The sequence below is a fragment of the Methylosinus sp. is20ea genome (assembly GCF_059718135.1).
Map to the genome: position 1 here is coordinate 873,616 of NZ_AP046088.1, position 23,766 is coordinate 897,381.

34 protein-coding genes are annotated in these 23,766 nt (G+C 65.1%); 6 read left to right on the plus strand and 28 right to left on the minus strand.

Going from position 1 to position 23,766, the window contains the following annotated elements; translation table 11 throughout:
• Nucleotides 1-8: 8 nt before the first annotated feature.
• The 23 genes from rpsE to rpsL form a co-directional block, all read right to left on the minus strand.
• Entirely contained in the window at nt 9-581 is a 573-nt protein-coding gene (gene rpsE, locus AC6IY7_RS03950; RefSeq protein WP_018266623.1) for a 30S ribosomal protein S5, read from the minus strand.
• A 191-nt stretch (nt 582-772) separates the two neighbouring features.
• Nucleotides 773-1,135 (minus strand): 50S ribosomal protein L18, encoded by a 363-nt coding sequence (rplR, locus tag AC6IY7_RS03955; RefSeq protein WP_497781723.1) that lies wholly within the window; start codon nt 1,133-1,135, stop codon nt 773-775.
• An 11-nt stretch (nt 1,136-1,146) separates the two neighbouring features.
• Complete coding sequence (gene rplF / locus AC6IY7_RS03960) at nt 1,147-1,680, minus strand: 50S ribosomal protein L6 (RefSeq protein ID WP_497781725.1); 534 nt, start codon at nt 1,678-1,680, stop codon at nt 1,147-1,149.
• 35 nt (nt 1,681-1,715) lie between these two features.
• Nucleotides 1,716-2,114 (minus strand): 30S ribosomal protein S8, encoded by a 399-nt coding sequence (gene rpsH / locus AC6IY7_RS03965; RefSeq protein WP_196407304.1) that lies wholly within the window; start codon nt 2,112-2,114, stop codon nt 1,716-1,718.
• 13 nt (nt 2,115-2,127) lie between these two features.
• Nucleotides 2,128-2,433, minus strand: a complete 306-nt coding sequence (gene rpsN / locus AC6IY7_RS03970; protein ID WP_497781726.1) for a 30S ribosomal protein S14 — start codon at nt 2,431-2,433, stop codon at nt 2,128-2,130.
• 41 nt (nt 2,434-2,474) lie between these two features.
• Nucleotides 2,475-3,173, minus strand: coding sequence for a 50S ribosomal protein L5 (rplE, locus tag AC6IY7_RS03975; protein WP_497781727.1), 699 nt, complete (start codon nt 3,171-3,173; stop codon nt 2,475-2,477).
• Entirely contained in the window at nt 3,166-3,483 is a 318-nt protein-coding gene (gene rplX, locus AC6IY7_RS03980; RefSeq protein WP_497781728.1) for a 50S ribosomal protein L24, read from the minus strand. Before rplX ends, rplE begins: the two co-directional genes overlap by 8 nt.
• Entirely contained in the window at nt 3,483-3,851 is a 369-nt protein-coding gene (rplN, locus tag AC6IY7_RS03985; protein ID WP_018266630.1) for a 50S ribosomal protein L14, read from the minus strand. The genes rplX and rplN overlap by 1 nt, the downstream gene beginning before the upstream one ends.
• An 89-nt stretch (nt 3,852-3,940) precedes the next feature.
• Complete coding sequence (gene rpsQ / locus AC6IY7_RS03990) at nt 3,941-4,183, minus strand: 30S ribosomal protein S17 (RefSeq protein ID WP_196407307.1); 243 nt, start codon at nt 4,181-4,183, stop codon at nt 3,941-3,943.
• 10 nt (nt 4,184-4,193) lie between these two features.
• Nucleotides 4,194-4,409, minus strand: a complete 216-nt coding sequence (gene rpmC, locus AC6IY7_RS03995) for a 50S ribosomal protein L29 (protein ID WP_108918351.1) — start codon at nt 4,407-4,409, stop codon at nt 4,194-4,196.
• Nucleotides 4,410-4,420: 11 nt separating this feature from the next.
• Entirely contained in the window at nt 4,421-4,834 is a 414-nt protein-coding gene (gene rplP, locus AC6IY7_RS04000) for a 50S ribosomal protein L16 (RefSeq protein ID WP_018266633.1), read from the minus strand.
• Between the two features lie 18 nt (nt 4,835-4,852).
• Complete coding sequence (gene rpsC / locus AC6IY7_RS04005; RefSeq protein ID WP_024881006.1) at nt 4,853-5,596, minus strand: 30S ribosomal protein S3; 744 nt, start codon at nt 5,594-5,596, stop codon at nt 4,853-4,855.
• A 12-nt stretch (nt 5,597-5,608) separates the two neighbouring features.
• Nucleotides 5,609-5,995 carry a 50S ribosomal protein L22 gene (gene rplV / locus AC6IY7_RS04010; protein ID WP_018266635.1) on the minus strand — a complete coding sequence of 129 codons (387 nt, stop codon included), beginning with the start codon at nt 5,993-5,995 and terminating at the stop codon, nt 5,609-5,611.
• Between the two features lie 4 nt (nt 5,996-5,999).
• A complete protein-coding gene (gene rpsS / locus AC6IY7_RS04015) occupies nt 6,000-6,278 on the minus strand; it encodes a 30S ribosomal protein S19 (RefSeq protein ID WP_497781730.1) in 279 nt (92 codons plus the stop codon).
• A gap of 3 nt (nt 6,279-6,281) precedes the next feature.
• A complete protein-coding gene (rplB, locus tag AC6IY7_RS04020) occupies nt 6,282-7,121 on the minus strand; it encodes a 50S ribosomal protein L2 (RefSeq protein WP_497781732.1) in 840 nt (279 codons plus the stop codon).
• A 21-nt stretch (nt 7,122-7,142) separates the two neighbouring features.
• The gene (locus tag AC6IY7_RS04025) at nt 7,143-7,439 is read right to left on the minus strand and encodes a 50S ribosomal protein L23 (protein ID WP_331937096.1); all 297 of its coding nucleotides are present in this window, start codon (nt 7,437-7,439) and stop codon (nt 7,143-7,145) included.
• Entirely contained in the window at nt 7,436-8,056 is a 621-nt protein-coding gene (rplD, locus tag AC6IY7_RS04030) for a 50S ribosomal protein L4 (protein WP_497782777.1), read from the minus strand. Before rplD ends, AC6IY7_RS04025 begins: the two co-directional genes overlap by 4 nt.
• A gap of 6 nt (nt 8,057-8,062) precedes the next feature.
• Nucleotides 8,063-8,776, minus strand: a complete 714-nt coding sequence (gene rplC / locus AC6IY7_RS04035; protein ID WP_497781733.1) for a 50S ribosomal protein L3 — start codon at nt 8,774-8,776, stop codon at nt 8,063-8,065.
• A 62-nt stretch (nt 8,777-8,838) separates the two neighbouring features.
• Nucleotides 8,839-9,147: a 30S ribosomal protein S10 gene (gene rpsJ / locus AC6IY7_RS04040; protein ID WP_003613511.1), complete on the minus strand. Its 309-nt coding sequence runs from the start codon at nt 9,145-9,147 to the stop codon at nt 8,839-8,841.
• Nucleotides 9,148-9,258: 111 nt separating this feature from the next.
• Nucleotides 9,259-10,449, minus strand: coding sequence for an elongation factor Tu (tuf, locus tag AC6IY7_RS04045; protein ID WP_497780675.1), 1,191 nt, complete (start codon nt 10,447-10,449; stop codon nt 9,259-9,261).
• A gap of 43 nt (nt 10,450-10,492) precedes the next feature.
• A complete protein-coding gene (gene fusA, locus AC6IY7_RS04050; RefSeq protein ID WP_497781734.1) occupies nt 10,493-12,568 on the minus strand; it encodes an elongation factor G in 2,076 nt (691 codons plus the stop codon).
• Nucleotides 12,569-12,603: 35 nt separating this feature from the next.
• Complete coding sequence (gene rpsG, locus AC6IY7_RS04055) at nt 12,604-13,074, minus strand: 30S ribosomal protein S7 (RefSeq protein WP_497781735.1); 471 nt, start codon at nt 13,072-13,074, stop codon at nt 12,604-12,606.
• Between the two features lie 12 nt (nt 13,075-13,086).
• Nucleotides 13,087-13,458: a 30S ribosomal protein S12 gene (gene rpsL / locus AC6IY7_RS04060; RefSeq protein WP_003610013.1), complete on the minus strand. Its 372-nt coding sequence runs from the start codon at nt 13,456-13,458 to the stop codon at nt 13,087-13,089.
• A 527-nt stretch (nt 13,459-13,985) separates the two neighbouring features.
• Here rpsL and AC6IY7_RS04065 point away from each other — a divergent pair.
• Together AC6IY7_RS04065 and hspQ are read left to right on the plus strand one after the other, a co-directional pair.
• Nucleotides 13,986-15,029: an HpcH/HpaI aldolase/citrate lyase family protein gene (locus tag AC6IY7_RS04065; protein ID WP_497781736.1), complete on the plus strand. Its 1,044-nt coding sequence runs from the start codon at nt 13,986-13,988 to the stop codon at nt 15,027-15,029.
• Between the two features lie 105 nt (nt 15,030-15,134).
• Nucleotides 15,135-15,467 carry a heat shock protein HspQ gene (gene hspQ / locus AC6IY7_RS04070; protein ID WP_497781737.1) on the plus strand — a complete coding sequence of 111 codons (333 nt, stop codon included), beginning with the start codon at nt 15,135-15,137 and terminating at the stop codon, nt 15,465-15,467.
• Between the two features lie 60 nt (nt 15,468-15,527).
• Here the strand turns inward: hspQ and AC6IY7_RS04075 are convergent, their stop codons facing one another.
• Nucleotides 15,528-16,247 carry an invasion associated locus B family protein gene (locus tag AC6IY7_RS04075; RefSeq protein ID WP_497781738.1) on the minus strand — a complete coding sequence of 240 codons (720 nt, stop codon included), beginning with the start codon at nt 16,245-16,247 and terminating at the stop codon, nt 15,528-15,530.
• A 310-nt stretch (nt 16,248-16,557) separates the two neighbouring features.
• On the opposite strand from AC6IY7_RS04075, the gene AC6IY7_RS04080 reads away from it, so the two are divergent.
• Both AC6IY7_RS04080 and AC6IY7_RS04085 read left to right on the plus strand, forming a co-directional pair.
• Nucleotides 16,558-18,378 carry an extracellular solute-binding protein gene (locus AC6IY7_RS04080; protein WP_497781739.1) on the plus strand — a complete coding sequence of 607 codons (1,821 nt, stop codon included), beginning with the start codon at nt 16,558-16,560 and terminating at the stop codon, nt 18,376-18,378.
• On the plus strand, nt 18,375-19,412 hold the full coding sequence (locus tag AC6IY7_RS04085) for an AMP-dependent synthetase (RefSeq protein ID WP_497781740.1): 1,038 nt from the start codon (nt 18,375-18,377) through the stop codon (nt 19,410-19,412). Before AC6IY7_RS04080 ends, AC6IY7_RS04085 begins: the two co-directional genes overlap by 4 nt.
• On the opposite strand, the gene AC6IY7_RS04090 is transcribed toward AC6IY7_RS04085, so the two are convergent.
• The 3 genes from AC6IY7_RS04090 to AC6IY7_RS04100 form a co-directional block, all read right to left on the minus strand.
• Nucleotides 19,406-19,834: a DUF1810 domain-containing protein gene (locus tag AC6IY7_RS04090; RefSeq protein WP_497781742.1), complete on the minus strand. Its 429-nt coding sequence runs from the start codon at nt 19,832-19,834 to the stop codon at nt 19,406-19,408. The two genes, AC6IY7_RS04085 and AC6IY7_RS04090, sit on opposite strands and share 7 nt — an antisense overlap.
• A 149-nt stretch (nt 19,835-19,983) precedes the next feature.
• Nucleotides 19,984-21,045, minus strand: a complete 1,062-nt coding sequence (locus AC6IY7_RS04095) for a quinone-dependent dihydroorotate dehydrogenase (RefSeq protein ID WP_497781744.1) — start codon at nt 21,043-21,045, stop codon at nt 19,984-19,986.
• Nucleotides 21,042-21,386, minus strand: coding sequence for a DUF952 domain-containing protein (locus AC6IY7_RS04100; protein WP_497781745.1), 345 nt, complete (start codon nt 21,384-21,386; stop codon nt 21,042-21,044). The genes AC6IY7_RS04095 and AC6IY7_RS04100 overlap by 4 nt, the downstream gene beginning before the upstream one ends.
• Nucleotides 21,387-21,626: 240 nt before the next feature.
• On the opposite strand from AC6IY7_RS04100, the gene AC6IY7_RS04105 reads away from it, so the two are divergent.
• Nucleotides 21,627-21,965 (plus strand): hypothetical protein, encoded by a 339-nt coding sequence (locus AC6IY7_RS04105; protein WP_497781746.1) that lies wholly within the window; start codon nt 21,627-21,629, stop codon nt 21,963-21,965.
• A gap of 69 nt (nt 21,966-22,034) precedes the next feature.
• Nucleotides 22,035-22,322, plus strand: coding sequence for a hypothetical protein (locus AC6IY7_RS04110; RefSeq protein WP_497782778.1), 288 nt, complete (start codon nt 22,035-22,037; stop codon nt 22,320-22,322).
• A 106-nt stretch (nt 22,323-22,428) separates the two neighbouring features.
• On the opposite strand, the gene AC6IY7_RS04115 is transcribed toward AC6IY7_RS04110, so the two are convergent.
• Entirely contained in the window at nt 22,429-23,418 is a 990-nt protein-coding gene (locus tag AC6IY7_RS04115; RefSeq protein WP_497781748.1) for a bifunctional riboflavin kinase/FAD synthetase, read from the minus strand.
• Nucleotides 23,419-23,766: the final 348 nt, after the last annotated feature.

The following is a 23,766-nucleotide window of genomic DNA, read 5'->3' on the forward strand; positions in this document are numbered from 1 at the left end:
CCCTCCTCTCAGGCGTCGACGGCTTCGGCTTCGGCGCCCTGACGGCGCGCCTGAAGCGCGGAAACCTTGAGAGAACGGCGCGCCGCCACCGAGCGCGGCGAATCCTCGCGCTCGAGCGCGTCGAACGTCGCGCGAATCATGTTGTAGGGATTGGACGAGCCCTGGCTCTTGGCCACGACGTCGTGAACCCCGAGCGTCTCGAACACGGCGCGCATCGGGCCGCCGGCGATGATGCCGGTGCCGGGAGGCGCGGCGCGCAGCACGACGCGGCCCGCGCCATGGCGGCCGTTGACGTCGTGATGCAGCGTGCGGCCCTCGCGCAGCGGCACGCGGATCAGCGCGCGCTTGGCGGCTTCCGTCGCCTTGCGGATCGCCTCCGGCACTTCACGCGCCTTGCCATGGCCATAGCCGACGCGGCCCTTCTGGTCGCCGACCACGACGAGCGCGGCGAAGCCGAAGCGCCGGCCGCCCTTCACCACTTTGGCGACACGGTTGATATGGACGAGGCGGTCCACGAACTCATTGTCGCGGTCGTCCCGATCCCGGTCGCGGCCGCGGCCGCCTTCTGGTTCACGAGCCATTTTCTCTTCCGTCACTTACGCGGCAATATCGCCGCTCGCTTGGGGTTTTCCCCTCTCCCGCGCGCGGGAGAGGGTGGCCTCGCGAAGCGAGGTCGGGTGAGGGCCCTTGCCCATTTTCCGACCAAGTCGCAACGGCCCTCATCCGTCACCGCTTCGCGGCGACACCTTCTCCCGCGCGCGGGAGAAGGATTTTAGAACTGCAGGCCGCCCTCGCGGGCGCCCTCGGCCAGCGCCTGCACGCGGCCGTGATAAATATAGGCGCCGCGGTCGAACACCACTTCCGTGACGCCCTTGGCGACCGCGCGCTCGGCGAGCTGCTTGCCGACGATATGCGCCGCTTCCTTATTGGCGCCCGTCTTCAGCGTCTCGCGATTGGCCTTTTCGAGAGTGGAGGCCGACACGATGGTCACTCCATTCTCGTCGTCGATGATCTGCGCATAAATCTGCTCCGAGGAGCGGAACACAGACAGACGCGGCCGGCCATAGGCGCGCGCGCGAATGCTGCGACGGACCCGCGCCTTGCGGCGGGCGACTGCATCTACGTCCTTTGCCATGGCTGGCGTCCTTACTTCTTCTTGCCTTCCTTGCGGAAGATGAACTCATTCGCGTATTTCACGCCCTTGCCCTTATAGGGCTCGGGGCCGCGCAACGCACGGATCTCGGCGGCGACCTGTCCTACCTGGCGCTTGTCGACGCCGGTGATGGTGATCTCCGTCGGCTTGGGCGTCACGATCGCGATCCCGGCCGGAATCGGATAGTTCACGTCGTGCGAATAGCCGAGCGCGAGCTGCAGATTCTTGCCGGCGATCGCGGCGCGATAACCGACGCCGCTGATTTCGAGCTTCTTTTCGAAGCCGGCGGTCACGCCGACGACGAGATTATTGACCTGAGCGCGCGATGTGCCCCAGAGCGCGCGGGCGCGCTTGCTGTTGGAGCGCGGGTCGACCTTGATCGCGTTGCCTTCCTGGGTCACCGCGACATCGTCGGGAACCCGGAACTGCAGCTCGCCCTTCGCGCCCTTCACCTGGACGAGCTGACCGTCGACTTTGGCGGTCACGCCGGCCGGCACGATGACGGGCTTCTTGCCGATACGAGACATGGTTGAAGTCCTATCCCAAATCTTTCGGGCGCAGGTCAGAAGACCTTCGCCAGCACCTCGCCGCCGACATTATTCTCGCGGGCCTTGTGATCGGCCATGACGCCCTTTGGCGTCGACACGATGGTGATGCCGAGGCCGTTGGCCACGCGCGGGGTCTTGTCGACGCCCGCATAGACGCGCCGGCCCGGACGCGAGACGCGCTCGATCTGCTTGATGACCGGGTCGCCGTCGAAATATTTCAGCTCGACCTCGAACTCCGTGCGGCCATTGCCGAAATCCGTGGTCGTATAGCCACGGATGTAGCCTTCTTCCTTCAGCACGTCCAGAACATGGGCGCGCAGGCGCGAGCCCGGCGTCGAGACCTTGTCCTTGCGGCGCATCTGCGCATTGCGGATGCGGGTGAGCAGATCGCCCAACGGATCGCTGATCGACATGTGCTCTGCTCCCTTACCAGCTGGACTTGACGAGACCGGGGATGAGACCGCGCGAGCCGAGCTCGCGCAGCGCGATGCGCGACAGCTTCAGCTTGCGGTAGAAAGCGCGCGGACGCCCCGAGACCTCGCAGCGGTTGCGAAAGCGAATCGCGGCGGAATTGCGCGGCAGCTCGGCGAGCTTGAGGCGCGCCTCGAACCGCTCTTCCGCCGTCGACGCCTCGTCATTCGCCTTCGCCTTCAGCCGCGCCCTGCGGCCGGCATAGGCCTTGGCGAGCTTCGCCCGGCGCTTGTTGGTCTCGATCGAACTCTTTTTGGCCATGTTCTACGCCTTCGGTTTCCGCGTTTGAGACTTCTTCCGTCTCACTGCCGGAACGGGAAATTGAACGCGCGCAGGAGCGCACGCGCCTCATCGTCGGTCTTGGCCGTGGTCACGACGATCACGTCCATGCCGAGGATCGACTCGGCCTTGTCATAGTCGATCTCGGGAAACACGATATGCTCCTTGATGCCGAGGGCGTAGGAGCCGCGTCCGTCGAAGGACTTCGGGTTCAGGCCGCGGAAATCGCGAACGCGCGGCAGCGCGATCGTGATCAGGCGGTCCAGAAATTCATACATGCGCGTCTTACGCAGCGTGACCTTGGCGCCGATCGGCATGTTCTCGCGCACCTTGAAGGTCGAGATCGCCTTGCGGGCCCGCGTCACCACCGGCTTCTGCCCGGCGATGAGGCTGAGATCGGCCGCAGCCGCGGTCACTTTCTTGGTGTCGTTGACCGCTTCGCCGACGCCCATGTTCAGGACGATCTTCTCGATCGCCGGCACTTCGAAAGCGTTCTTATAGCCGAACTCTTCCATGAGCTTGGCGCGAACCACTTCCTCATAGTGCTTTTTCAGCCGCACCTCATAGGGCCCGTCGGGAAGCGACTTGGGCCCGGAGGAGCGCCCCTCGCCCTCGTCCACGGAGGCGGACTTCGGAGCGGCCTTCGACTTCGTGGCCTTCTTGTTGGCCTCGCCTTCCGCCTTCGGAGCCTTGGCGGCTTTCGGCTTCTTTTCCTCAGCCATCGATCTGTTCTCCGGAACGCTTGGCGATGCGGACCTTGCGGCCGTCATCGAGAATCTTGAATCCGACGCGCGTCGGCTTGCCGTCCTTGGGATCGGCGACCGCCAGATTGGAGAGGTCGAGCGCCGCCGCCTTGGTGATGATGCCGGCCTCTTGCGAGCGCGTCTGGCGCTGGTGGCGCTTGACAAGATTGACTCCCTCGACCACGGCGCGACCTTCCGTCGGCAGCACCTGCATCACCTGACCCGTGCGGCCCTTGTCGCGACCGGCGAGAACGACGACCTTGTCGCCTTTCTTGATTTTCGCGGCCATCACAGCACCTCCGGCGCGAGCGAAATGATCTTCATATGGTTCTTGGCGCGCAGCTCGCGCGGCACGGGTCCGAAGATACGCGTGCCGATCGGCTCTTTCTGATTGTTGATCAGAACCGCGGCATTGGAATCGAAGCGGATCACCGAACCATCGGCGCGCTTGATGTCCTTGGCGGTGCGGACCACGACCGCCTTCAGCACGTCGCCCTTCTTCACGCGACCGCGCGGAATCGCCTCTTTGATCGAGACGACGATAATGTCGCCGACCCCGGCGTATTTGCGCTTGGAGCCGCCCAGCACCTTGATGCACATGACGCGGCGGGCGCCCGAATTATCGGCGACATCGAGGTTTGTCTGCATCTGTATCATGGCTTATCCCGCCCTTCGTCTCGGTCTGGTTTCGGTTCCCCGACTTCGCCCGAGAAAACCATTCCACTACGTCTCGTCTTTTCGAGGCTTTACGCCTTGCCGTCGGCTTCGACCACACGCCAGCGCTTCAGCCGTGAGATCGGCGCCGTCTCTTCGATCGTCACCTCGTCGCCGACCTTGAACGTCTGCGCTTCGTCATGCGCGTGATAGTTCTTGGTGCGACGCACGGTCTTCTTGAACAGCGGATGGGTGAAGCGGCGCTCCACCTTCACCACCACGGTCTTGTTCTGCTTGTCGCTGACGACGACGCCCTGAAGAATTCGCTTCGGCATTGGCGCTCTCTCAACTCTGTTGTTCAGCGCGCTTCTGCGCGGCGATGGATTTGGCGCGGGCGATGTCGCGGCGAACGACGCGCACGCGCGCGGTGTTCTCGAGCTGCCCGGTGGCGCGCTGGAAGCGAAGATTGAACTGCTCTTTCTTCAGCTTCAGCACTTCCTCGTCCAGCAGATCGAGAGAGAGCGCGCGAAGATCGGAGACGCGTTGCTTGTTCGTGCTCATGATCCCAATCCTCACTCGGCGATGCGCTCGATGAAGCGCGTCTTGATCGGCAGCTTCGCGGCGGCGAGCGTCAGAGCCTCGCGCGCGAGCTCGCCGGACACGCCGTCGACCTCGAACATGATACGGCCCGGCGCGACGCGCACGGCCCAGAGCTCCGGCGCGCCCTTGCCTTTACCCATGCGCACTTCGGTCGGCTTCTTGGAGACCGGCACATCGGGGAAGATGCGGATCCACACGCGGCCGGCGCGCTTCATATGGCGCGTCATGGCGCGGCGAGCCGCCTCGATCTGGCGCGCTGTGATGCGCTCCGGCTCGAGGGCCTTGAGGCCGAACTGCCCGAAGTTCAGCGAAAAGCCGCCTTTGGCGTTTCCGTGAATACGGCCTTTGAAGGCCTTGCGGAACCTGGTGCGTTTGGGTTGCAACATGATGTCGAACTCTCGAAATTAGGCCGCGTCGCGGGGTTCGCGCGGCTCGCGACGACGACGCTCGCCATGGTGTTCGCGCTCTCCGCCGCCGGCCGCCTGCTCGGCCAGACGCTTGTCCTGCGCCATCGGATCATGCTCGAGGATCTCGCCCTTGAAGATCCAGACCTTGATGCCGCATGCGCCATAGGCGGTATGCGCGGTGGCGACGCCATAATCGACATCGGCGCGTAGCGTATGCAGCGGCACGCGGCCCTCGCGATACCATTCGAGGCGCGCAATCTCGGCGCCGCCGAGACGGCCCGAGCAATTGATGCGAATGCCCTGCGCGCCGAGACGGATCGCCGACTGCACCGCGCGCTTCATGGCGCGGCGGAAAGCGACGCGGCGCTCGAGCTGCTGAGCGATCGAATCGGCGACCAGCGTGGCCTCGACCTCGGGCTTGCGCACCTCGACGATATTGATCACCACTTCGCTGCCGGTGAGCTTGCCGACCAGCTTGCGAATCTTGTCGATGTCCGCGCCCTTCTTGCCGATGACGACGCCCGGACGCGCCGAGTGGATCGTCACGCGGCACTTCTTGTGCGGACGCTCGATGATGATGCGCGACACCGCCGCCTGCTTGAGATTCTTCGCCACCGCTGCGCGAATGGCGAGATCCTCGTGCAGAAGCTTGGCGTATTCGCCCTTGCTCGCGAACCAGCGCGAGTCCCAGGTGCGGTTGACGCCGAGGCGCAGCCCGATCGGATTGACCTTCTGACCCATCGTAGGCTCCCTTTAGGCTTTCGCCGGCGTTTCGACTTCGCGGACGATGATCGTCAGATTCGCGAAGGGCTTCTCGATCCGGCTGGAGCGACCGCGCGCCCGCGCCGCGAAGCGCCGCATGACCAGCGATTTGCCCACGAAAGCCTGCGCGACGATCAGATCGTCGACGTCGAGACCGTGATTGTTCTCGGCGTTGGCGATGGCGCTCTCCAAGGTCTTCTTCACCTCGTGAGCGATGCGCTTCCTCGAGAATTCGAGATCGGCGAGCGCGCGATCGACCTTCTTGCCGCGGATGAGCTGGGCGAGAAGATTGAGCTTCTGCGGGGAGACGCGCAGCGTGTTGGCGACGGCTTTCGCCTCATTGTCGGCCAGCGCGCGCGGATTGCTCGGCTTGGACATTCGATCAGCCCCTCTTCGACTTCTTGTCCGCCGCGTGACCATGGAAGGTGCGGGTCGGAGAGAATTCGCCGAACTTGTGCCCGATCATGTCTTCGCTGACAGCCACCGGCACGTGTTTGTGGCCATTGTGCACGCCGAAGGTCAGTCCGACGAACTGCGGCAGAATGGTGGAGCGACGGCTCCAGATCTTGATGATGTCACTGCGTCCCGAGGCGCGTGCGGTCTCCGCCTTCTTCAGCAGAAAACCGTCGACGAACGGGCCCTTCCAGATCGAGCGAGCCATGGATCAGCCCTTCTTCTTCTTGGCGTGCCGCGAGGACACGATGAATTTGTCGGTCTTCTTGTTCGTGCGGGTCTTCTTGCCCTTGGTCGGCTTGCCCCACGGCGTGACCGGGTGACGACCGCCCGAGGTGCGGCCCTCGCCGCCGCCGTGCGGATGGTCGACCGGGTTCATGGTGACGCCGCGATTGTGCGGGCGACGGCCGAGCCAGCGCGAACGACCCGCCTTGCCGAGCGAGATGTTCATGTGGTCCGGATTCGACACCGCGCCGATCGTCGCGAAGCACTGGCCGTGAACGAGACGCTGCTCGCCGGAGTTCAGGCGAAGGATCACATAGCCCTGGTCGCGGCCGACGATCTGCGCATAATTGCCCGCCGAGCGCGCGATCGCGCCGCCCTTGCCGATCTTCATCTCGACATTGTGGACGATCGTGCCGACCGGAATATTGCCGATCGGCATGGCGTTGCCCGGCTTCACATCGACCTGGGCGCCCGACACCACCTCGTCGCCGACCGAGAGACGCTGCGGCGCGAGAATATAGGAGAGCTCGCCATCGGCATAACGAATGAGCGCGATGAAGGCGGTGCGGTTCGGATCATATTCGATCCGCTCCACCTTGGCGGCGACATCGAGCTTGCGACGCTTGAAGTCGACGATGCGATAGGCCTGCTTATGGCCGCCGCCACGAAAGCGCACGGTGATGCGGCCGTTGTTGTTGCGGCCGCCCTTGGACGTCTTGCCCTCGGTGAGAGTCTTGACGGGCTTGCCCTTGTGGAGATCGCTGCGGTCGACGATGACGAGCTGGCGAAGGCTCGGCGTGACCGGCTTGAATGTCTTCAGCGCCATGGTTTTGTCCTCGAGCCTGCCTTAGAGTCCCGTCGTCACGTCGATCTTATGGCCTTCGGCCAGGGTGACGACCGCCTTCTTCACATCCGACTGCCGGCCGCGCACGCCCCGGAAGGCGCGCACCTTGCCCTTGCGCAGCAGCGTGTTGACCGCTTCGACCTTCACATCGAACAGACCTTCCACCGCCGCCTTGATCTGCGGCTTGGTGGCGGTCCGAGCGACATTGAAGACCACCTTGTTCTGCTCCGAGGCGATCGTCGCCTTCTCGGTGATGACCGGCGAGACGATCACGTCGTAATGGCGCACATCCTTGCTCATTTCAGGCGCGCCTCCAGCGCATCGATCGCGGCGCGGGTCAGCACCAGCTTCTCACGGCGCAGAATGTCGTAGACATTGACGCCCTGAACCGGCAGCACGTCGATCCTCGGCAGATTGCGCGCCGCGAGCGCGAAATTCGCCTGCGGCTCCGCGCCGTCGATGATGAGCGCGCTGCAAAGCCCGGTCTTGTCGAAACCGGCCTTCAGCAGCTTGGTCTTCGGCTCGGAGAGCGCGGCGCTCTCCCAGACGATGATGGAGCCGTCCTTGGCCTTCGCCGAAAGCGCATGCTTCAGAGCGAGAACACGCACCTTCTTGGGCAGCTCGTGCTCATGACTGCGCACCACCGGGCCGAAGGCGCGGCCGCCGCCGATGAATTGCGGCGCGCGCCGCGATCCGTGACGGGCGCCGCCCGTGCCCTTCTGCTTATGCAGCTTCTTGCCGGTGCGGGCGATGTCCGCGCGGTTCTTCACCGCATGCGTGCCCGCCCGCCGCTTGGCGAGCTGCCAGCGGATCATGCGGAAGATGAGATCCTGTCGCGGCTCGAGCCCGAAAATCTCGTCCGCCAGCTCGATCGAGCCGGCATCCTGGCCGTCGTACGACGTGACGCTGATCTGCACCACGGCTCAGTCCTCCTTCTTGTCTTCTTGCGCGGCGGGGGCTTCCGCCAGACGATATTTGCCGGGCTGCGGCGCTTCCGTCGGCAGCGCCCGCTTCACCGCGTCGCGCACAAAAATCCAACCGCCGGCATGTCCGGGCACCGAGCCCTCCACCAGCAGCAGGCCGCGCTCGACGTCCGTCAGCACGACCCGCAAATTCTGCGTGGTCACGCGGTCGACGCCCATATGGCCGGCCATTTTCTTGTTCTTGAAGGTCTTGCCCGGATCCTGACGGCCGCCGGTCGAACCATGCGAACGATGCGACAACGACACGCCGTGAGTGGCGCGCAGACCGCCGAAGTTCCAGCGCTTCATCGGGCCGGCGAAGCCCTTGCCGATCGTCGTGCCCGTCACGTCGACGAATTGGCCGACAACGAAATGATCGGCCGTGATCTCGGCGCCGACGGGAAGCAGCTCCGTCTCCTCGACGCGGAACTCGGCCAGCTTCAGCTTCGGCTCGACCTTGGCGACGGCGAAACGGCCGCGCTCGGCCTTGGAGACATTCTTCACCTTGGCGTGGCCGATGCCGAGCTGCACGGCCGTGTAGCCGTTCTGCTCCTTGGTCCGATGGGCGACGACTTGGCAGCCGTCGAGCTTCAGCACCGTGACCGGCACATGCTCGCCCGCTTCGGTGAAGACGCGGGTCATTCCGACCTTTTGCGCGATGACGCCAGACCGCATGATCTCTTCCTTCGAAAGGCGCATCGCTCTTGCGGCGAGAGGCGCCCGGTTCATTTCTCTTCTTACAGCTTGATTTCGACGTCGACGCCAGCGGCGAGATCGAGCTTCATCAGCGCGTCCACCGTCTGCGGGGTCGGATCGACGATATCGAGCACGCGCTTATGCGTCCTGATCTCGAACTGCTCGCGCGATTTCTTGTCGATATGCGGCGAGCGGTTCACCGTGAACTTCTCGATCTTGGTCGGCAGCGGAATCGGACCACGCACCTGAGCGCCCGTGCGCTTGGCGGTGGAGACGATCTCCTTCGTCGACGTGTCGAGAATCCGGTGATCGAACGCCTTGAGGCGAATCCGGATATTCTGTCCGTTCATCAGCGTCTTCCTCTTGGACCGCGACTGCGGCGCGCTCTGGACTGCGCGCCGTCGAGGCTCGCAGTCCGTTTCTCGAATGCGAGGCGCGCCGCCCCGCGGTCCAGATTTCTCTTATTCGATGATCGAGGCGACGACGCCGGCGCCGACGGTGCGGCCGCCTTCGCGGATGGCGAAGCGCAGCTTCTCTTCCATGGCGATCGGAACGATGAGGTTCACCTCCATCGTCACATTATCGCCCGGCATCACCATCTCGACGCCCTCGGGAAGCGTCACAATGCCGGTCACATCGGTCGTGCGGAAGTAGAACTGCGGACGATAGTTGGTGAAGAACGGCGTATGACGGCCGCCCTCCTCCTTCGTCAGAATATAGGCTTCCGCCTTGAACTTGGTGTGCGGCTTCACCGTGCCGGGCTTGGCCAGCACCTGGCCGCGCTCCACGTCCTCGCGCTTCGTGCCGCGCAGCAGCGCGCCGATATTGTCGCCCGCCTCGCCCTGATCGAGCAGCTTGCGGAACATTTCGACGCCCGTCACCGTCGTCTTGATCGTCGGGCGGATGCCGACGACCTCGACTTCCTCGCCGACCTTGACCACGCCGCGCTCGACGCGGCCCGTCACCACCGTGCCGCGGCCCGAGATCGAGAACACGTCCTCGACCGGCATCAGGAAGGGCTGATCCTTCGGACGCTCCGGCTGCGGAATATATTCGTCGACCGTCTGCATCAGCTTCAGGATCGCGTCATGGCCGATCTCGGGCGTCTTGTTCTCGAGCGCCGCCAGGGCCGAGCCCTTGGTGATCGGAATATCGTCGCCGGGGAATTCATACTTCGACAGCAGCTCGCGCACTTCGAGCTCGACCAGCTCGAGCAGCTCCGGATCGTCGACCATGTCGACCTTGTTCAGGAACACGACGAGCGCCGGCACGCCGACCTGGCGGGCGAGCAGAATATGCTCGCGCGTCTGCGGCATCGGGCCGTCGGCGGCGGAGACGACCAGAATGGCGCCGTCCATCTGCGCGGCGCCGGTGATCATGTTCTTCACATAATCGGCGTGGCCGGGGCAGTCGACATGCGCGTAATGGCGATTGGCGGTCTCATATTCGACGTGGGCCGTCGAGATGGTGATGCCGCGAGCGCGCTCTTCCGGGGCCTTGTCGATCTGGTCATAGGCCGTGAAGGTCGCGCCGCCGCTCTCGGCCAGAACCTTGGTGATCGCCGCCGTCAGCGACGTCTTGCCATGGTCCACGTGACCGATCGTGCCGATGTTGCAATGCGGCTTCGTGCGTGAGAATTTTTCCTTGGCCATGGCCACACTCCTTTAGAGACTTATTCCGGGACGTTCGCGACGATCAGGCGTATTTGGCCTGAACCTTCTTCGACTCCGCCTCGGGGACCTGGTCGTAGTGGTCGAATTGCATCGTGTAGTTCGCGCGTCCCTGGGTGAAGGAACGCAGCTGATTGACATAGCCGAACATGTTGGCGAGCGGCACCATCGCGTCGACGACCACCGCATTGCCGCGCATGTCCTGACCCTGGATCTGCCCGCGCCGCGAGTTGATGTCGCCGATGACCGAGCCCGTATATTCCTCGGGCGTCACCACCTCGACCTTCATGATCGGCTCGAGCAGCACCGAGCCGCCCTTCTGCAGCGCGTCGCGGAACGCCGCGCGCGAGGCGATCTCGAAGGCGAGCACCGACGAATCGACATCGTGGAAGCCGCCGTCGATCAGCGTCGCCTTGACATCGACGACAGGGAAGCCCGCGAGAATGCCGGACCCCATCACGCTGTTGATGCCCTTCTCGACGCCGGGGATATATTCCTTCGGCACCGAGCCGCCGACGATCTTCGACTCGAAGACATTGCCGGCGCCGGCTTCGTTCGGCTCGAAAATAATGATGACACGGGCGAACTGGCCGGTGCCGCCGGTCTGCTTCTTATGCGTGTAGTCGATCTCGACGCGCTTCGTCAGCCGCTCGCGATAGGCGACCTGCGGCGCGCCGATATTGGCGTCGACCTTATAGGTGCGCTTCAGAATATCGACCTTGATGTCGAGATGCAGCTCGCCCATTCCCTTCAGAATGGTCTGGCCGCTCTCCTGATCGGTCGAGACGCGGAAGGACGGATCCTCTGCGGCGAGCTTCTGGAGCGCGATGCCGAGCTTCTCCTGATCGGCCTTCGACTTCGGCTCGATGGCGATCTCGATGACCGGCTCCGGGAACTCCATGCGCTCCAGAATCGCCGGCTTCAGCATGTCGCAGAGCGTGTCGCCGGTGCGGGTCTCCTTGAGGCCGGCGAGAGCGACGATGTCGCCCGCAAAGGCCTCCTTGATGTCCTCGCGGTTGTTGGCGTGCATCAGCAGCATACGGCCGACGCGCTCTTTCTTGTCCTTGGTCGAGTTGAGCACGGTCGTGCCCGAGTCGATCTTGCCGGAATAGACGCGGCAGAAGGTGATGGTGCCGACGAAGGGATCGTCCATGATCTTGAAGGCGAGCATGGAGAAAGGCTCGCTGTCGGACGGATTGCGGGTCAGCTCGGCGCCGGTGTTCATATCGACGCCCTTGATCGCCTCGCGATCGATCGGCGACGGCAGATAATCGACGACCGCGTCGAGCAGCGGCTGCACGCCCTTGTTCTTGAAGGCAGAGCCGCAGAACACCGGATGGAAGGCGGTATAACGCACAGCCTTGCGGACGAGGCGCTTCAGCGTCTCCTCGCTCGGCTCCTGGCCGTCGAGATAGGCCGCCATGGCGTCGTCGTCGAGCTCGACCGCCGCCTCGATCAGCGTGGTGCGATATTCCTTCGCCTTCTCGACGAGATCGGCCGGAATCTCTTCGTCGTGATATTTCGCGCCGAGCCCCTCGTCGTCCCACACAACCGCCTTCATGCGGACGAGGTCGATGATGCCCTTGAACAGATTCTCGGAGCCGATCGGCAATTGCAGGCAGACCGGCTTGCCGCCGACCTTGGTGACGATGTCGTCGACGCAGCGGTAGAAATCGGCGCCGATCTTGTCCATCTTATTGACGAAGACGACGCGCGGAACCGCATATTTGTCGGCCTGACGCCACACGGTCTCGGTCTGCGGCTCGACGCCCTGATTGCCATCGAGAACGCAGACGGCGCCGTCGAGCACGCGCAGCGAACGCTCGACCTCGATGGTGAAGTCGACGTGGCCGGGCGTGTCGATGATGTTCAGGCGCTTGCCGTTCCAGAAGGTCGTCGTCGCGGCGGAGGTGATGGTGATGCCGCGCTCTTGCTCCTGCTCCATCCAATCCATCGTCGCGGCGCCTTCATGCACCTCGCCGATCTTATGGCTCTTGCCGGAGTAATAGAGAATGCGCTCGGTCGTCGTCGTCTTGCCCGCGTCGATGTGGGCCATGATGCCGAAGTTGCGATAGTCTTCGATGGGATGGCTACGGGGCATTTGAGATGTCCTCGATCAGAGGGCGACGAAAAGGGTTACCAGCGATAGTGCGAGAAGGCGCGGTTCGCTTCCGCCATGCGGTGCGTGTCCTCGCGCTTCTTCACCGCATTGCCGCGGTTGTTGGAGGCGTCGAGCAGCTCCGCCGAAAGACGATCGACCATCGTCTTGTCGTTGCGGGCGCGCGCCGCCGTGATGATCCAGCGGATCGCCAGCGCCTGACGACGCTCGTTGCGGACCTCGACCGGCACCTGATAGGTGGCGCCGCCGACGCGCCGCGAGCGCACCTCGATCGCCGGAGCGACATTTTCGAGCGCCTGCTTGAAGACCTGCAGCGGATCGCTCTTGGCTTTGCCCTCGATCACGTCGAAGGCGCCGTAGACGATCGCCTCGGCGACCGACTTCTTGCCGTCATACATGATGGAGTTCATGAATTTGGTCACGACGGAATCGCCGAACTTGGCGTCCTCGATGATTTCCCGCTTCTCGGCGCGATGGCGACGCGACATGGCTCTCGCTCCTTACTTCGGACGCTTCGCGCCGTATTTCGAACGGCGCTGCTTACGGTCCTTGACGCCCTGCGTGTCGAGCACGCCGCGCAGAATGTGATAGCGGACGCCCGGAAGGTCCTTCACGCGGCCGCCGCGGATCATGACCACCGAGTGCTCCTGCAGATTGTGGCCCTCGCCGGGAATATAGCCGATGACCTCGAAGCCATTGGTCAGGCGCACCTTCGCGACCTTGCGGAGAGCCGAGTTCGGCTTCTTCGGCGTCGTCGTATAGACGCGCGTGCAGACGCCGCGCTTCTGGGGGCAGGCCCCGAGATGGCGGGACTTCTCGCGGTAGGTCTTCGGTTGCCGCGGCTTGCGGATCAACTGGCTGATCGTCGGCATTCCAGGTCCTTCGCTCCAGATCCTCGCGCCATCCTCGAGCGCTCGGCGAATTGGCGAATAATCGAACACTCGCTCGCGTTCCCTAGAACGCAAGCGAACCGAGCGCCCTCGGCCCTCCGGCCCAAGGCGCTCCTCATGCAGAGGACCCCGAATCCGGGGTCGTGCCTTCCTGTCGGGCGCTCGCGCGCCCCATGATTACCAACTGCGTGGCAGTCTCAGGTGAGGCCGACAGCGTATAAGTTCGAAGGATCGCGAGCGCGGCGCTTGCGACGACATGAACTTACGGCCTGTCGAAAGTGGGCGGAACCTAATGTCGCCTTTTCCCCGCGTCAAGCGCAGATTGTGTCATCTCGAAGAAAATTAGTCTTTGCCTGGAATAGGGCGAAGGTCGCGTTTGCGCGCGCCCTCTTCCGCCTCGTGTGTGATCGACGCGGCCGCGGTTCGGCGCGGGTCGAGATGGGGCGTCTCTTCCCTCCGCCGAAAAGACCGGCTATCGCTGCGCGATCCTTACGAGAAAGAGCCGCACGATGAAACTCCCGAACCAATTCTACCGCCCGCTCGCCATTGGCGCGCCGGCGCCTTTGCGCGAGCTGCCGGTCAAGGTGGAGCGGATGATTCATTTCGTCCCGCCGCATCTCGAAAAGCTGCGCGCCAAAGTGCCGGAACTCGTCAAGCAAGTGGATGTGGTGCTCGGCAATCTCGAGGACGCCATTCCCGCCGACGCCAAGGAAGCCGCCCGCAAAGGCTTCATCGAGATGGCGAGATCGACCGAATTCGGCTCGACGGGCCTGTGGACGCGCATCAATTCGCTGAACTCGCCCTGGATTCTCGACGATCTCATCGAGATCGTCGCCGCCGTCGGCAATAAGCTCGATGTCGTCATGCTGCCCAAGGTCGAGGGGCCCTGGGACATTCATTATCTCGATCAGCTATTGGCCCAGCTCGAGGCGCACAATGGCGTGACCAAGCCCATTCTCATCCACGCCATTCTGGAGACCGCGGAGGGCGTGAAGAATGTCGACGCCATCGCCGCGGCGAGCCCGCGCATGCATGGCATCAGCCTCGGCCCGGCCGATCTCGCGGCCTCGCGCGCGATGAAGACCACGCGCGTGGGCGGCGGCCATCCGGACTATCGTGTCCTCGCCGACGCCGATCCGGGCCAGGGCCTGCGCCCGTCCTATCAGCAGGATTTGTGGCATTACACCATCGCCAAAATGGTCGACGCCTGCGCCTCGGCGGGGATCAAGGCCTTCTACGGCCCCTTCGGCGATTTCTCCGATTCGCCGGCCTGCGAATCGCAGTTCCGCAACGCCTTCCTGCTCGGCTGCGCGGGCGCCTGGTCGCTGCATCCGACGCAGATCGCCATCGCCAAGCGCGTGTTCTCGCCCGATCCGGCGGAAGTCGCCTTCGCGCGCCGCGTGCTGGAAGCGATGCCCGACGGCACGGGCGCGGTGATGATCGACGGCCGCATGCAGGACGACGCCACCTGGAAGCAATGCAAGGTCGTCGTGGATCTCGCGCGCCAGGTCGCCGCCAATGATCCGGACTATGCGGCGATCTATGGTTTTTGAGCCCTCGCGCGGGCGGTCCGCCGCCCGCGCGCCGGCGTTGACGCGAGCAGCGGCGCTGCGCTACCGTTTCGGACGGTGTGCAGCGTAACAACGGCGTCGATCGATATGACGAGAGAATGTAGCGCCAAATTCGCGATCGGGCAGGTCGTCAAGCACCGCCGCTATCCGTTTCGCGGCGTGATCTACGACGTCGACCCCGAATTCGCCAATACGGAAGAATGGTGGCTGTCCATTCCGGAGGAAGTCCGGCCGCGCAAGGACCAGCCCTTCTACCATCTCTTCGCCGAGAATTCGGAGACCGAATATGTCGCCTATGTCTCCGAGCAGAATCTCGTGCCCGACAATTCCGGCGATCCGGTTCGCCACCCGCAGGTCGAGGAGACCTTCGAGCGCTCGTCCGACGGCTTCTATCGCGTGAAATCGGTCAAGCGGCACTGAAGACAGCGTCACTCCGCGGACCCCTCCCCGACCGGAGAAGAAGTCCGCGGAACACAGACTTTATTTTCCAGCGGGAGCGGCCGGCTTCTGCTGGCTCTCGAGCTTCTTGCGCTCCTCGTCGGCCTTCTTCTGCAGCTCGTCCTGGAGCTTCTTCTGCTGCTCCTCGAGCACCTTGGGGTCGACGGGCGGACCGTCATAGGACTTGCCGAAGCCCGACAGCGGCAGGAGGAAGGTCACCTCGTTGTTGACCTGGTTCTTGACGACGATCGTCATCTTGTCGGCCTTCTTCATCTGGTCGATGAGCGCCGCCTTGACCTTGGCCTGAGCGAAGCAGCCATTGGGGAAGCAGATCTCGAACTCGCCGGCTTCCAGCGCGCCCGCGCCGACCGCGAAGCGGAAGCCGGGCTTCAGCAGCAGGCCCGGCGGCAACAGCAAACGGATGATCTTGCTGTCGTCGCCCTTGGGATCATAGACCGCGAGCGCCAGCAGAGGCTGATCGGCCTGAGCGCCGAAATCGCGCGTCGTATAGCAGATTTCCTTCTTCGACTGCTGATCCGCGCCGCAGACCTTGGTCCATTCCGGCTGCACGGGGACGAGATCGGCCTTGATCGGTCCCTGAGGCGCCTGCTGTTGCGCCGGAGCCGGCTGCGCGGGAGCGGGCGCAGGAGCCGGGGCGGCCGGCCGGGGAGCCGGCTTTTGCTGGGCTTGCGCCGCCCCCGTCGAAACGAGGAGGATCCCCGTCAGAACCGCAGCGAAGATCCGCGGAAATTGCATTGGCATAAGTCGTCCTTTCGAGTAGTGCACGATCGAGTGGGCGCACGGGGCGTCATTCGCGCGAGGAAAGAGCCTCTTAACTCCCCGTCCTCGGTCTTCGCCCTGGGACGGGGCGAAAGGTAGACGGTTAGCCTCATACAAAATCGACGCGCCGAATTCCAGCGGGCGCCTCGAGGCGCGAGCGAAACCGCGCAGCGCGGGGGGACGAGACGCCCAAGCCTGCGCAGCCCTCGTATTTCCAAGAAGATATGGAAATACCCCGAGTCCGTCGGAGACGTCTTGTCCCGATCCTCTCGCCCTGGAATATGGTCTGCCCATGACGATTCGAGCGATTCGCGCCATAGTTCTCGCCACGCTTTTCCCCTTGTTCTTCGCAGGGGCGCAAGGCGCGACCGCCATCGCCGCCCCGAGTCACGGCCTCGCCATGCATGGCGAGCCGGCCTTGGCGCCCGATTTCGACCATCTTCCCTATGCCGATCCACAGGCGAAACAGGGCGGACGGCTGCGAATCGGCCTGCAGGGCGCCTTCGATAGCCTCAATCCCTTCAACCTGAAGGCCGGCTCCACGGCGCAGGGGCTCGAGGGCAATGTCATTCAGCGCTTGATGGCGCGCTCGCTCGACGAGCCCTTCACCGTCTATGGCGTCCTCGCGCGCTCGATCGAGGTCGATGATTCGCGCGAGCATGTGACCTTCCATCTCGATCCGCGCGCCCGCTTCTCGGATGGCGCGCCGCTCACCTCGGCGGATGTGCTGTTCTCCTTCGAGCTGCTCAAGGCCAAAGGCCGCCCGCAGCAGCGCAGCGCCTATGGGCTGGTGAAGCGCGTCGAGACGCCGGATGCGCAGACGATCAGCTTCGATCTGACCGGCGCCAATGATCGCGAGCTGCCGCTCATCCTCGGCTTTCTGCCCGTGCTGCCCAAGCACGCGACCGATGTCGAGCATTTCACCGACGCCACGCTGAAGCCGCCGCTCGGCTCCGGCCCCTATGTCGTCGAGGAGGTGGAGCCCGGCGCGCGGCTGGTGCTGAAGCGCGATCCGACCTATTGGGGCAAAGACCTGCCCATGCAGCGCGGCCTCTATAATTTCGATCAGATCGACGTGAATTATTTCCGCGACGCCAATTCGCTGTTCGAGGCCTTCAAGGCCGGCGTCGTCGATTATCGCGAGGAGTCCAACACGACGCGCTGGGCGAGCGGCTACGACTTCCCGGCCGTGCGCGACGGCCGCATCGCCGTGGAGACTCTGCCGAGCCCCGGCCCCAAGGGCATGGAAGGCTTCGTCTTCAACACGCGGCGGCCGATGTTCCTTGACCCCCGGCTGCGCGAGGCGCTGGGCCTGATGTTCGATTTCGAATGGATCAACGCCAATCTCTATTCGGGCCTCTACACGCGCACCAAGAGCTTCTTCGACGAATCCGAGCTCGCCTCCACCGACCGCCCGGCCAGCGAGGCGGAGCGCGCGCTGCTCGCCCCCTTCCCCGGCGCAGTGCGCGAGGATATTCTGGAAGGTCGCTGGCGCCCGCCCGTCCATGACGGCAGCGGCCGCGATCGCGAGCCCGCCCGCCGCGCGCTGGAGCTGCTCGGCGAGGCGGGCTACAAGCTCGTCGACAATCAACTCGCGAAAGACGGCGTTCCGCTCTCCTTCGAGATCATGGTCGCCAATCGCGATCAGGAGCGGCTCGCGCTGTTCTTCGCCTCCTCGCTGCAGCGCATCGGCGTGACGGCGAGCGTGCGTCTCGTCGACGAGGTGCAATATCAGCGCCGCCGCCAGAAGTTCGAGTTCGACGTGATGTTCGGGACCTGGACCGCCTCGGCCTCGCCCGGCAATGAGCAGCGCATGCGCTGGGGCTCCGCAAGCGCCGCGCAAGAAGGCTCCTATAATCTCGCAGGAGCCTCCTCTCCGGCGATCGACGCGCTCATAAGGGCGCTGCTGTCCGCCCGCGGGCGCGAGGATTTCGTCGCCGCCGTGCGCGCCTACGACCGCGCGCTGCTATCCGGTTTCTATATCGTGCCGCTCTATCACTCCTCGACGCAATGGATCGCTCATTCGACGAAAATCGCGAGGCCGTCGACCTTGCCCCGCTACTCTCCCTTGTTTGGCGCCACGCTCGAGACCTGGTGGAGGACGGAGCCTTGACACTCGCAGACAGCGGCCGCCGCGACGGCGCGCTCGCGCGCGCCCATCCGCTGACCATGTTCGGCCTCGACGCGCTGATCGCCGGCGCCGCCCGATTGCGCCCGGCGCGCATCGCCGCCGGCGACGCGTCGACAGGCGCCGAGATCGACCACGCCGAGCTCGACCGCCGCGTCGCCGCCTTTCGCGCCGATCTGCGCGGCTTCGACTTCCAGCCCGGCGAGCGCATCCTTCTCTTCGCCGCGCCGACCACCGCGACGCTGGTCGCGCTCATCGGAATCATCTCGGCCGGCCTCGAGCCCGTGGCGGCGCCGCTCGGCCTCTCCCTCGGGGCGCTGGCCGCGGGCGCCCGCGCCGTGGCCGCCGCCGCAATCGTCGCGCCGACCTCGATCGGCGGCGAGAGCCTCGAGGAGCTGGTCTTCGGCGTCGCCTCTCAGGCGCCCTCGGTGCGGCTCATCGGCTCGCTCGGCCCCGGGACGATCGACGGCGCCGTCGACTTCGGCCCCCGCTCGCACAGCGAGAATGATTCGCCCACCGCGACGCGGGCCGCCCCGAGCAAGAAAGTGCTCATCGGCGCGCTCGATCAATATGGCGCGCCGCAATTCCACGAGCAGGCGGGGCTCATTTCCGCGAGCCTCGGCCTCATCGCCAAGGCGCATGTCAATGGCTCGGCGCCGCTGCTGTCGCTGGTCTCGCCGGGCTCGATCGGCGGGCTCGTCGCGGGGCCGCTCGCCGCGCTGCTCTCCGGCGCCGCGCTGCATTTTCTCGCGCCCTTCGACGGCGCCGCTTTTCTCGCGGCGCTCGACGCGCTCGGCCCGGCGCGGCTCGTCGCGCCGCGCGCGGTGATGGCCGATCTCGACGCCGCCGGCCTGCTGACGAGCGGCGCGCTGCTCGCCTGCATCGCCGTCCATCGCGCCGGCGAGGAGGCGGCCGCCTTCGAGCCCTCGCATCCCTATTCCTGTCCGATCGTCGAGATCGGCGCCGACGGCGCCATCCGCGCTCCCGCGCGAGGACCGATCGGCCGCGCCGGCTATTGAGCGAGGCGGCGCAAGGTCGCCGCGTCCCGCGCGCCGCCGCAGCAGCGCGTGATCGCTTCCGCGAACAACGTTTCCTGCGGCGCCGCTTCGGCGAAGAGCGTCATCGAGGATTTGAATTTGAGATCGTCCGGCGCGCCAAAAATCTCGGTAAGCGGACGCTCCCCGGCGAGAACCAGACGCGTGCAGGCGCGCAGCCTCTCGCCCAAGACCTCACGTGCGAGAAAAGCGCGCGCTTCCGCCGCCGAGCGGATCGCATAGCGCATCGCCATAGCGCTGGAGCCCAGCCCCTCGATCTGCGGAAAGACGAACCACATCCAATGCGTTCGCTTGCGCCCAGCGGCAAGCTCCGCCATCGCCGCCTCTATGACGGGAGCCTGCGCCTCGATGAAACGGTGTAGATCGAAGGGATCGTCCTCGGACATGATTCATCTCCGTAGGCGCGGGAAGACCCCCTCCCCACCCCTCCCCCGCTATCGCGGGAGAGGGAGCAGATTCGGCCCCTCATCGAAATTTCGCGAAACGCCCACAGTCCCCTCTCCCGCGATAGCGGGGGAGGGTGAGGGCATTCCCGCTATTTCGCGCGCGCACGCCGTCCGACGAGCGCCGCCAGAGCGACGCCTTCGCGCTCCAGCGCCTCGACGATCCCGCTCTTGATGCGCCCCACCAGCCCCGGCCCCTCATAGACGAGCGCGCTATAGAGCTGCACCAGGCTCGCCCCGGCCTCGATCTTGGCGAGCGCCGCCGCCGCCGAATCGATTCCGCCGACGCCGATCAGCGGAAACTGCCCCTCGACGCGCAGAAACGTCTCGGCGAGCATTTTCGTCGAGAGATCGAAGAGCGGCGCGCCCGAGAGCCCGCCCGCCTCTTTCGCGAAAGGCGAGGCCAGCGTCTCCGGCCGCGCCAGCGTCGTGTTGGAGACGATCATTCCGTCGATCTCGCGCGAGCGCGCGACGCTCACCACGTCGTCGAGTTGCTCCAGCGACAAATCCGGCGCGATCTTCAACAATACGGGCCGCCGGCGCCTGGCCCGCTCGCGCGCCGAGAGCACCCGCGCCAACAGCTCGGAGAGCGCGGTCTTCTCCTGCAGATCGCGCAGGCCCGGCGTGTTGGGCGAGGAGACATTGACGACAAAATAGCTCGCCAGCTCTGAGAAGGCCGCGATTCCGCGCTCATAATCGGCGATGCGGTCGGCGGCGTCCTTATTGGCGCCGATGTTCACGCCGACGATTCCGCCACGCGAGCGCCGCGCCAGCAGCCGCTCATAGGCGAGCGTATGGCCGACATTGTTGAAGCCATAGCGATTGACGATTCCGCGATCCTCGGCGAGCCGAAACACGCGCGGACGGGCGTTGCCGGCCTGCGGCCGCGGGGTCAGCGTGCCGACCTCGGCAAAGCCGAAGCCCATGGCCAGCATGGCGTCGGGAACCTCGGCATTTTTGTCGAAGCCGGCGGCGAGGCCGATCGGATTGGGAAAATCGAGGCCAAAGGCGCGCACAGCAAGGCGCGGATCATCGCGCGGCGGCCGCGGCGCCGGCATCAGCTGCAAGGCGGCGATCGTCGCCTGATGCGCCGTCTCCGGCGGCAGGCGGCGGAACAGCGCGGTGGCGAGATCGCCGAAGAAGACCTCGATCATTCGAGGAGCCCCGCAAAATCATGGCCGCCGTCCGCGCGCATCGGCGGGGCCACGACTTTGGCGACGCGCTCGACGGGCAGCGTTCCATAGAGGTGCGGGAAGAGATCGCCGCCACGCGAGGGCTCCCATTTCAGCGCATCGCCCAGAGGCTCGGCCTCCACGGCGACGAGCAGAAGATCGGCGACGCCGTTGAAATAACGCGCCGCCGTCTCCTCGACCTGCGCGCGGGTCGAGAAATGGATGTAGCCGTCGGCAAGATCGATCCCGGCGCCGGCAAAAACGCCCGCCGCCTCGGCCTCGCGCCAGAGGGAAACGGGGAGGAGCTTGTAGATGAGAGTCATGAGGGGAGAGATAGCAGGCGTCGGCCTCTGTCTGATAGGGGACGCTCTCGAATTTCGGCTTGTGAGCCGAAGCGGACCCGAGGGCGTCTCCTTCTCCCACGAGTGGGAGAAGGAGACGCCCGTCGAGAATCGGCGTAGCCAAATCATCATATGCGAGTGTCTAGAATTTCGCTCCACCTCTCGACAGCCGATGCGCCGCGCGCCGCGCTGGATTACTTTATCGAACAAAGGCCATTGAGAATGACCCTTCCATTTCTTCTCTGCGCGTCGATCACTACCATCAGCGCCATGATAAGCCTCGGATTTTCCATCGCCGCGACTTTCACCGCCGCCGCTGATGTCCGCGTCGCGGCGCTCTATGCCTGCGCGAGAAGCGTCGCTTTGGCGCTGGTGAGCCTGGTTCCCTTCGTCACAGGCTCGACGCCTTGGCTCGCGGCTACCGCTTGCGCCATGATCATCGTTCAGGCGTGCGACGCCGCTATAGGTGTGACGATCGAAGATCGGATGAAGACCTTCGGTCCCGCCGGAACGGCGCTGGCGAATCTCGCGGCGCTCATTTGGCTTTCGAGCTCTGCTTGATTCTGTGGAGCCGATCCGCCGCCGCGATGAAAGATGCGCTCCGCCCGCTTCGCGCCTATCTTCACCCCCATGACTCCCGCCCAATTCCACGCCTCCCTCGCCGCCGCGACGCCCCCGCCCCTCTCGCCGCCGCTGCTCGCGCTGTGGAAGAACGCCAAAGGCGATTGGGACGGCGCGCATAAATGCGTCGATACATCCGGCGAGGCGGACGCCATGTGGGTCCATGCGTTTCTGCATCGGGCGGAAGGCGATCTCGGCAACGCCGCCTATTGGTACGCGCGCGCTGGCAAGCCGCCCGCGACCGGCCCGCTCGGGCAAGAATTCGAGACGATTCTCGCCGCTCTGCTGGGGCGATAAGGACCAGCCCCTCACCCTGAGGAGCCGGCGAAGCCGGCGTCTCGAAGGGTCGGAGCGGTCGCCTTCTGGAGCATCCTTCGAGGCTTTTTGCTGCGCAAAAAGCGCCTCAGGATGAGGGGACTGTATGTCTCGAGGCCAGAAGCTCCCGCGCCTTCGCCGCGTCCGCGCGCATTTGCGCGGTGAGCGCGTCGAGCGAGGGGAATTTCGCCTCGCCGCGAATGAAGCCGATGAAGGCGACCTCCACCGTCTTGTCATAGAAATCGCCGTCGAAATCGAAGATGAAGACCTCGAGCAGCGGCGCGCCCTCCGCTTCGACAGTCGGCCGACGACCGAAATTGGCGACGCCCTCCCGCACCACGCCGTCCGCCTCCAGCGTCACCGCGTAAATGCCGTGGCGCAGCTTGCTCGAAGGATCGAGCGCGATATTGGCGGTCGGAAAGCCCAGCGTGCGGCCGAGCTGGCGGCCTCGGGTCACGACGCCCTCGACGAAATAGGGATGGCCGAGCAGCTTCGTCGCCAGCACGACATCGCCGGCGGCGAGCGCCTCGCGCGTCGCGGTGGAGGAGACCGCCTCGAGGCTGCCGGCCTCGTCCTGCGTGATTCGCGGCACGATCTCGACGATGAAGCCCAAGCGCTCGCCCTCGGCGCGCAAAAATTCGGGATTGCCGGCGCGCTTGGCCCCGAAGCAGAAATCATAGCCCGCCACCGCCGCCGAGACGCCGAGCCGCTTGCGGAGAATCTCCTCGGTGAACTCGCGCGGCGGACGCGCGGCGAAATCCGTGTCGAAGGTGAGGATCACCATTCCGTCCAGGCCGAGGCGGGCGAGCAGCGCGGCCTTGGCGTCGGGCGGGGTCAGCCGGAAGATGATCGATTTGCCGGCGAAGCAATCGGCCGGATGCGGCTCGAAAGTGAGCAGCGCGCAGGGCTTTCCGAGCCGCTGCGCCAGCGCCTGCGCATGGGCGATGACGCCGCGATGGCCGCGGTGCAGCCCGTCGAAATTGCCGATGGCGACGACGGCCCCCTCGAGCCCCGGCGGCGGGGCGAGCGGATCGCGGGCGACGATGAAGGGATGCGCGGAAGACAAGGCGGCGTCCAAGGCTTTGTGCGGTGCAGGAGCCGGCTCACTTTGGTTCGGATGACGCGCCATGTCCAGAGCGAGAGGGTCGCAGAGGCGTGTGGAGAGAGCCGCGCACTCTCCCTCTGTCAGCCGAGGAATCCTCCCCCTCATGCTGAGGAGGCTCCGCAGGAGCCGTCTCGAAGCGCGAGGGGGAGCTCCAGTAGACGGCGCAAGAAGCTGCCCGCGTCCTTCGAGACGCCCGCTTCGCGGGCTCCTCAGGATGAGGGCGTCTTCACCCTGATCGTCTCGGAACCGCAAGAGCCCCCTCTTCGCGGCAAATTAACCTTTGTCCCCTTGCATAGCGGCGCCGCACCTTTCGGCCGGGCG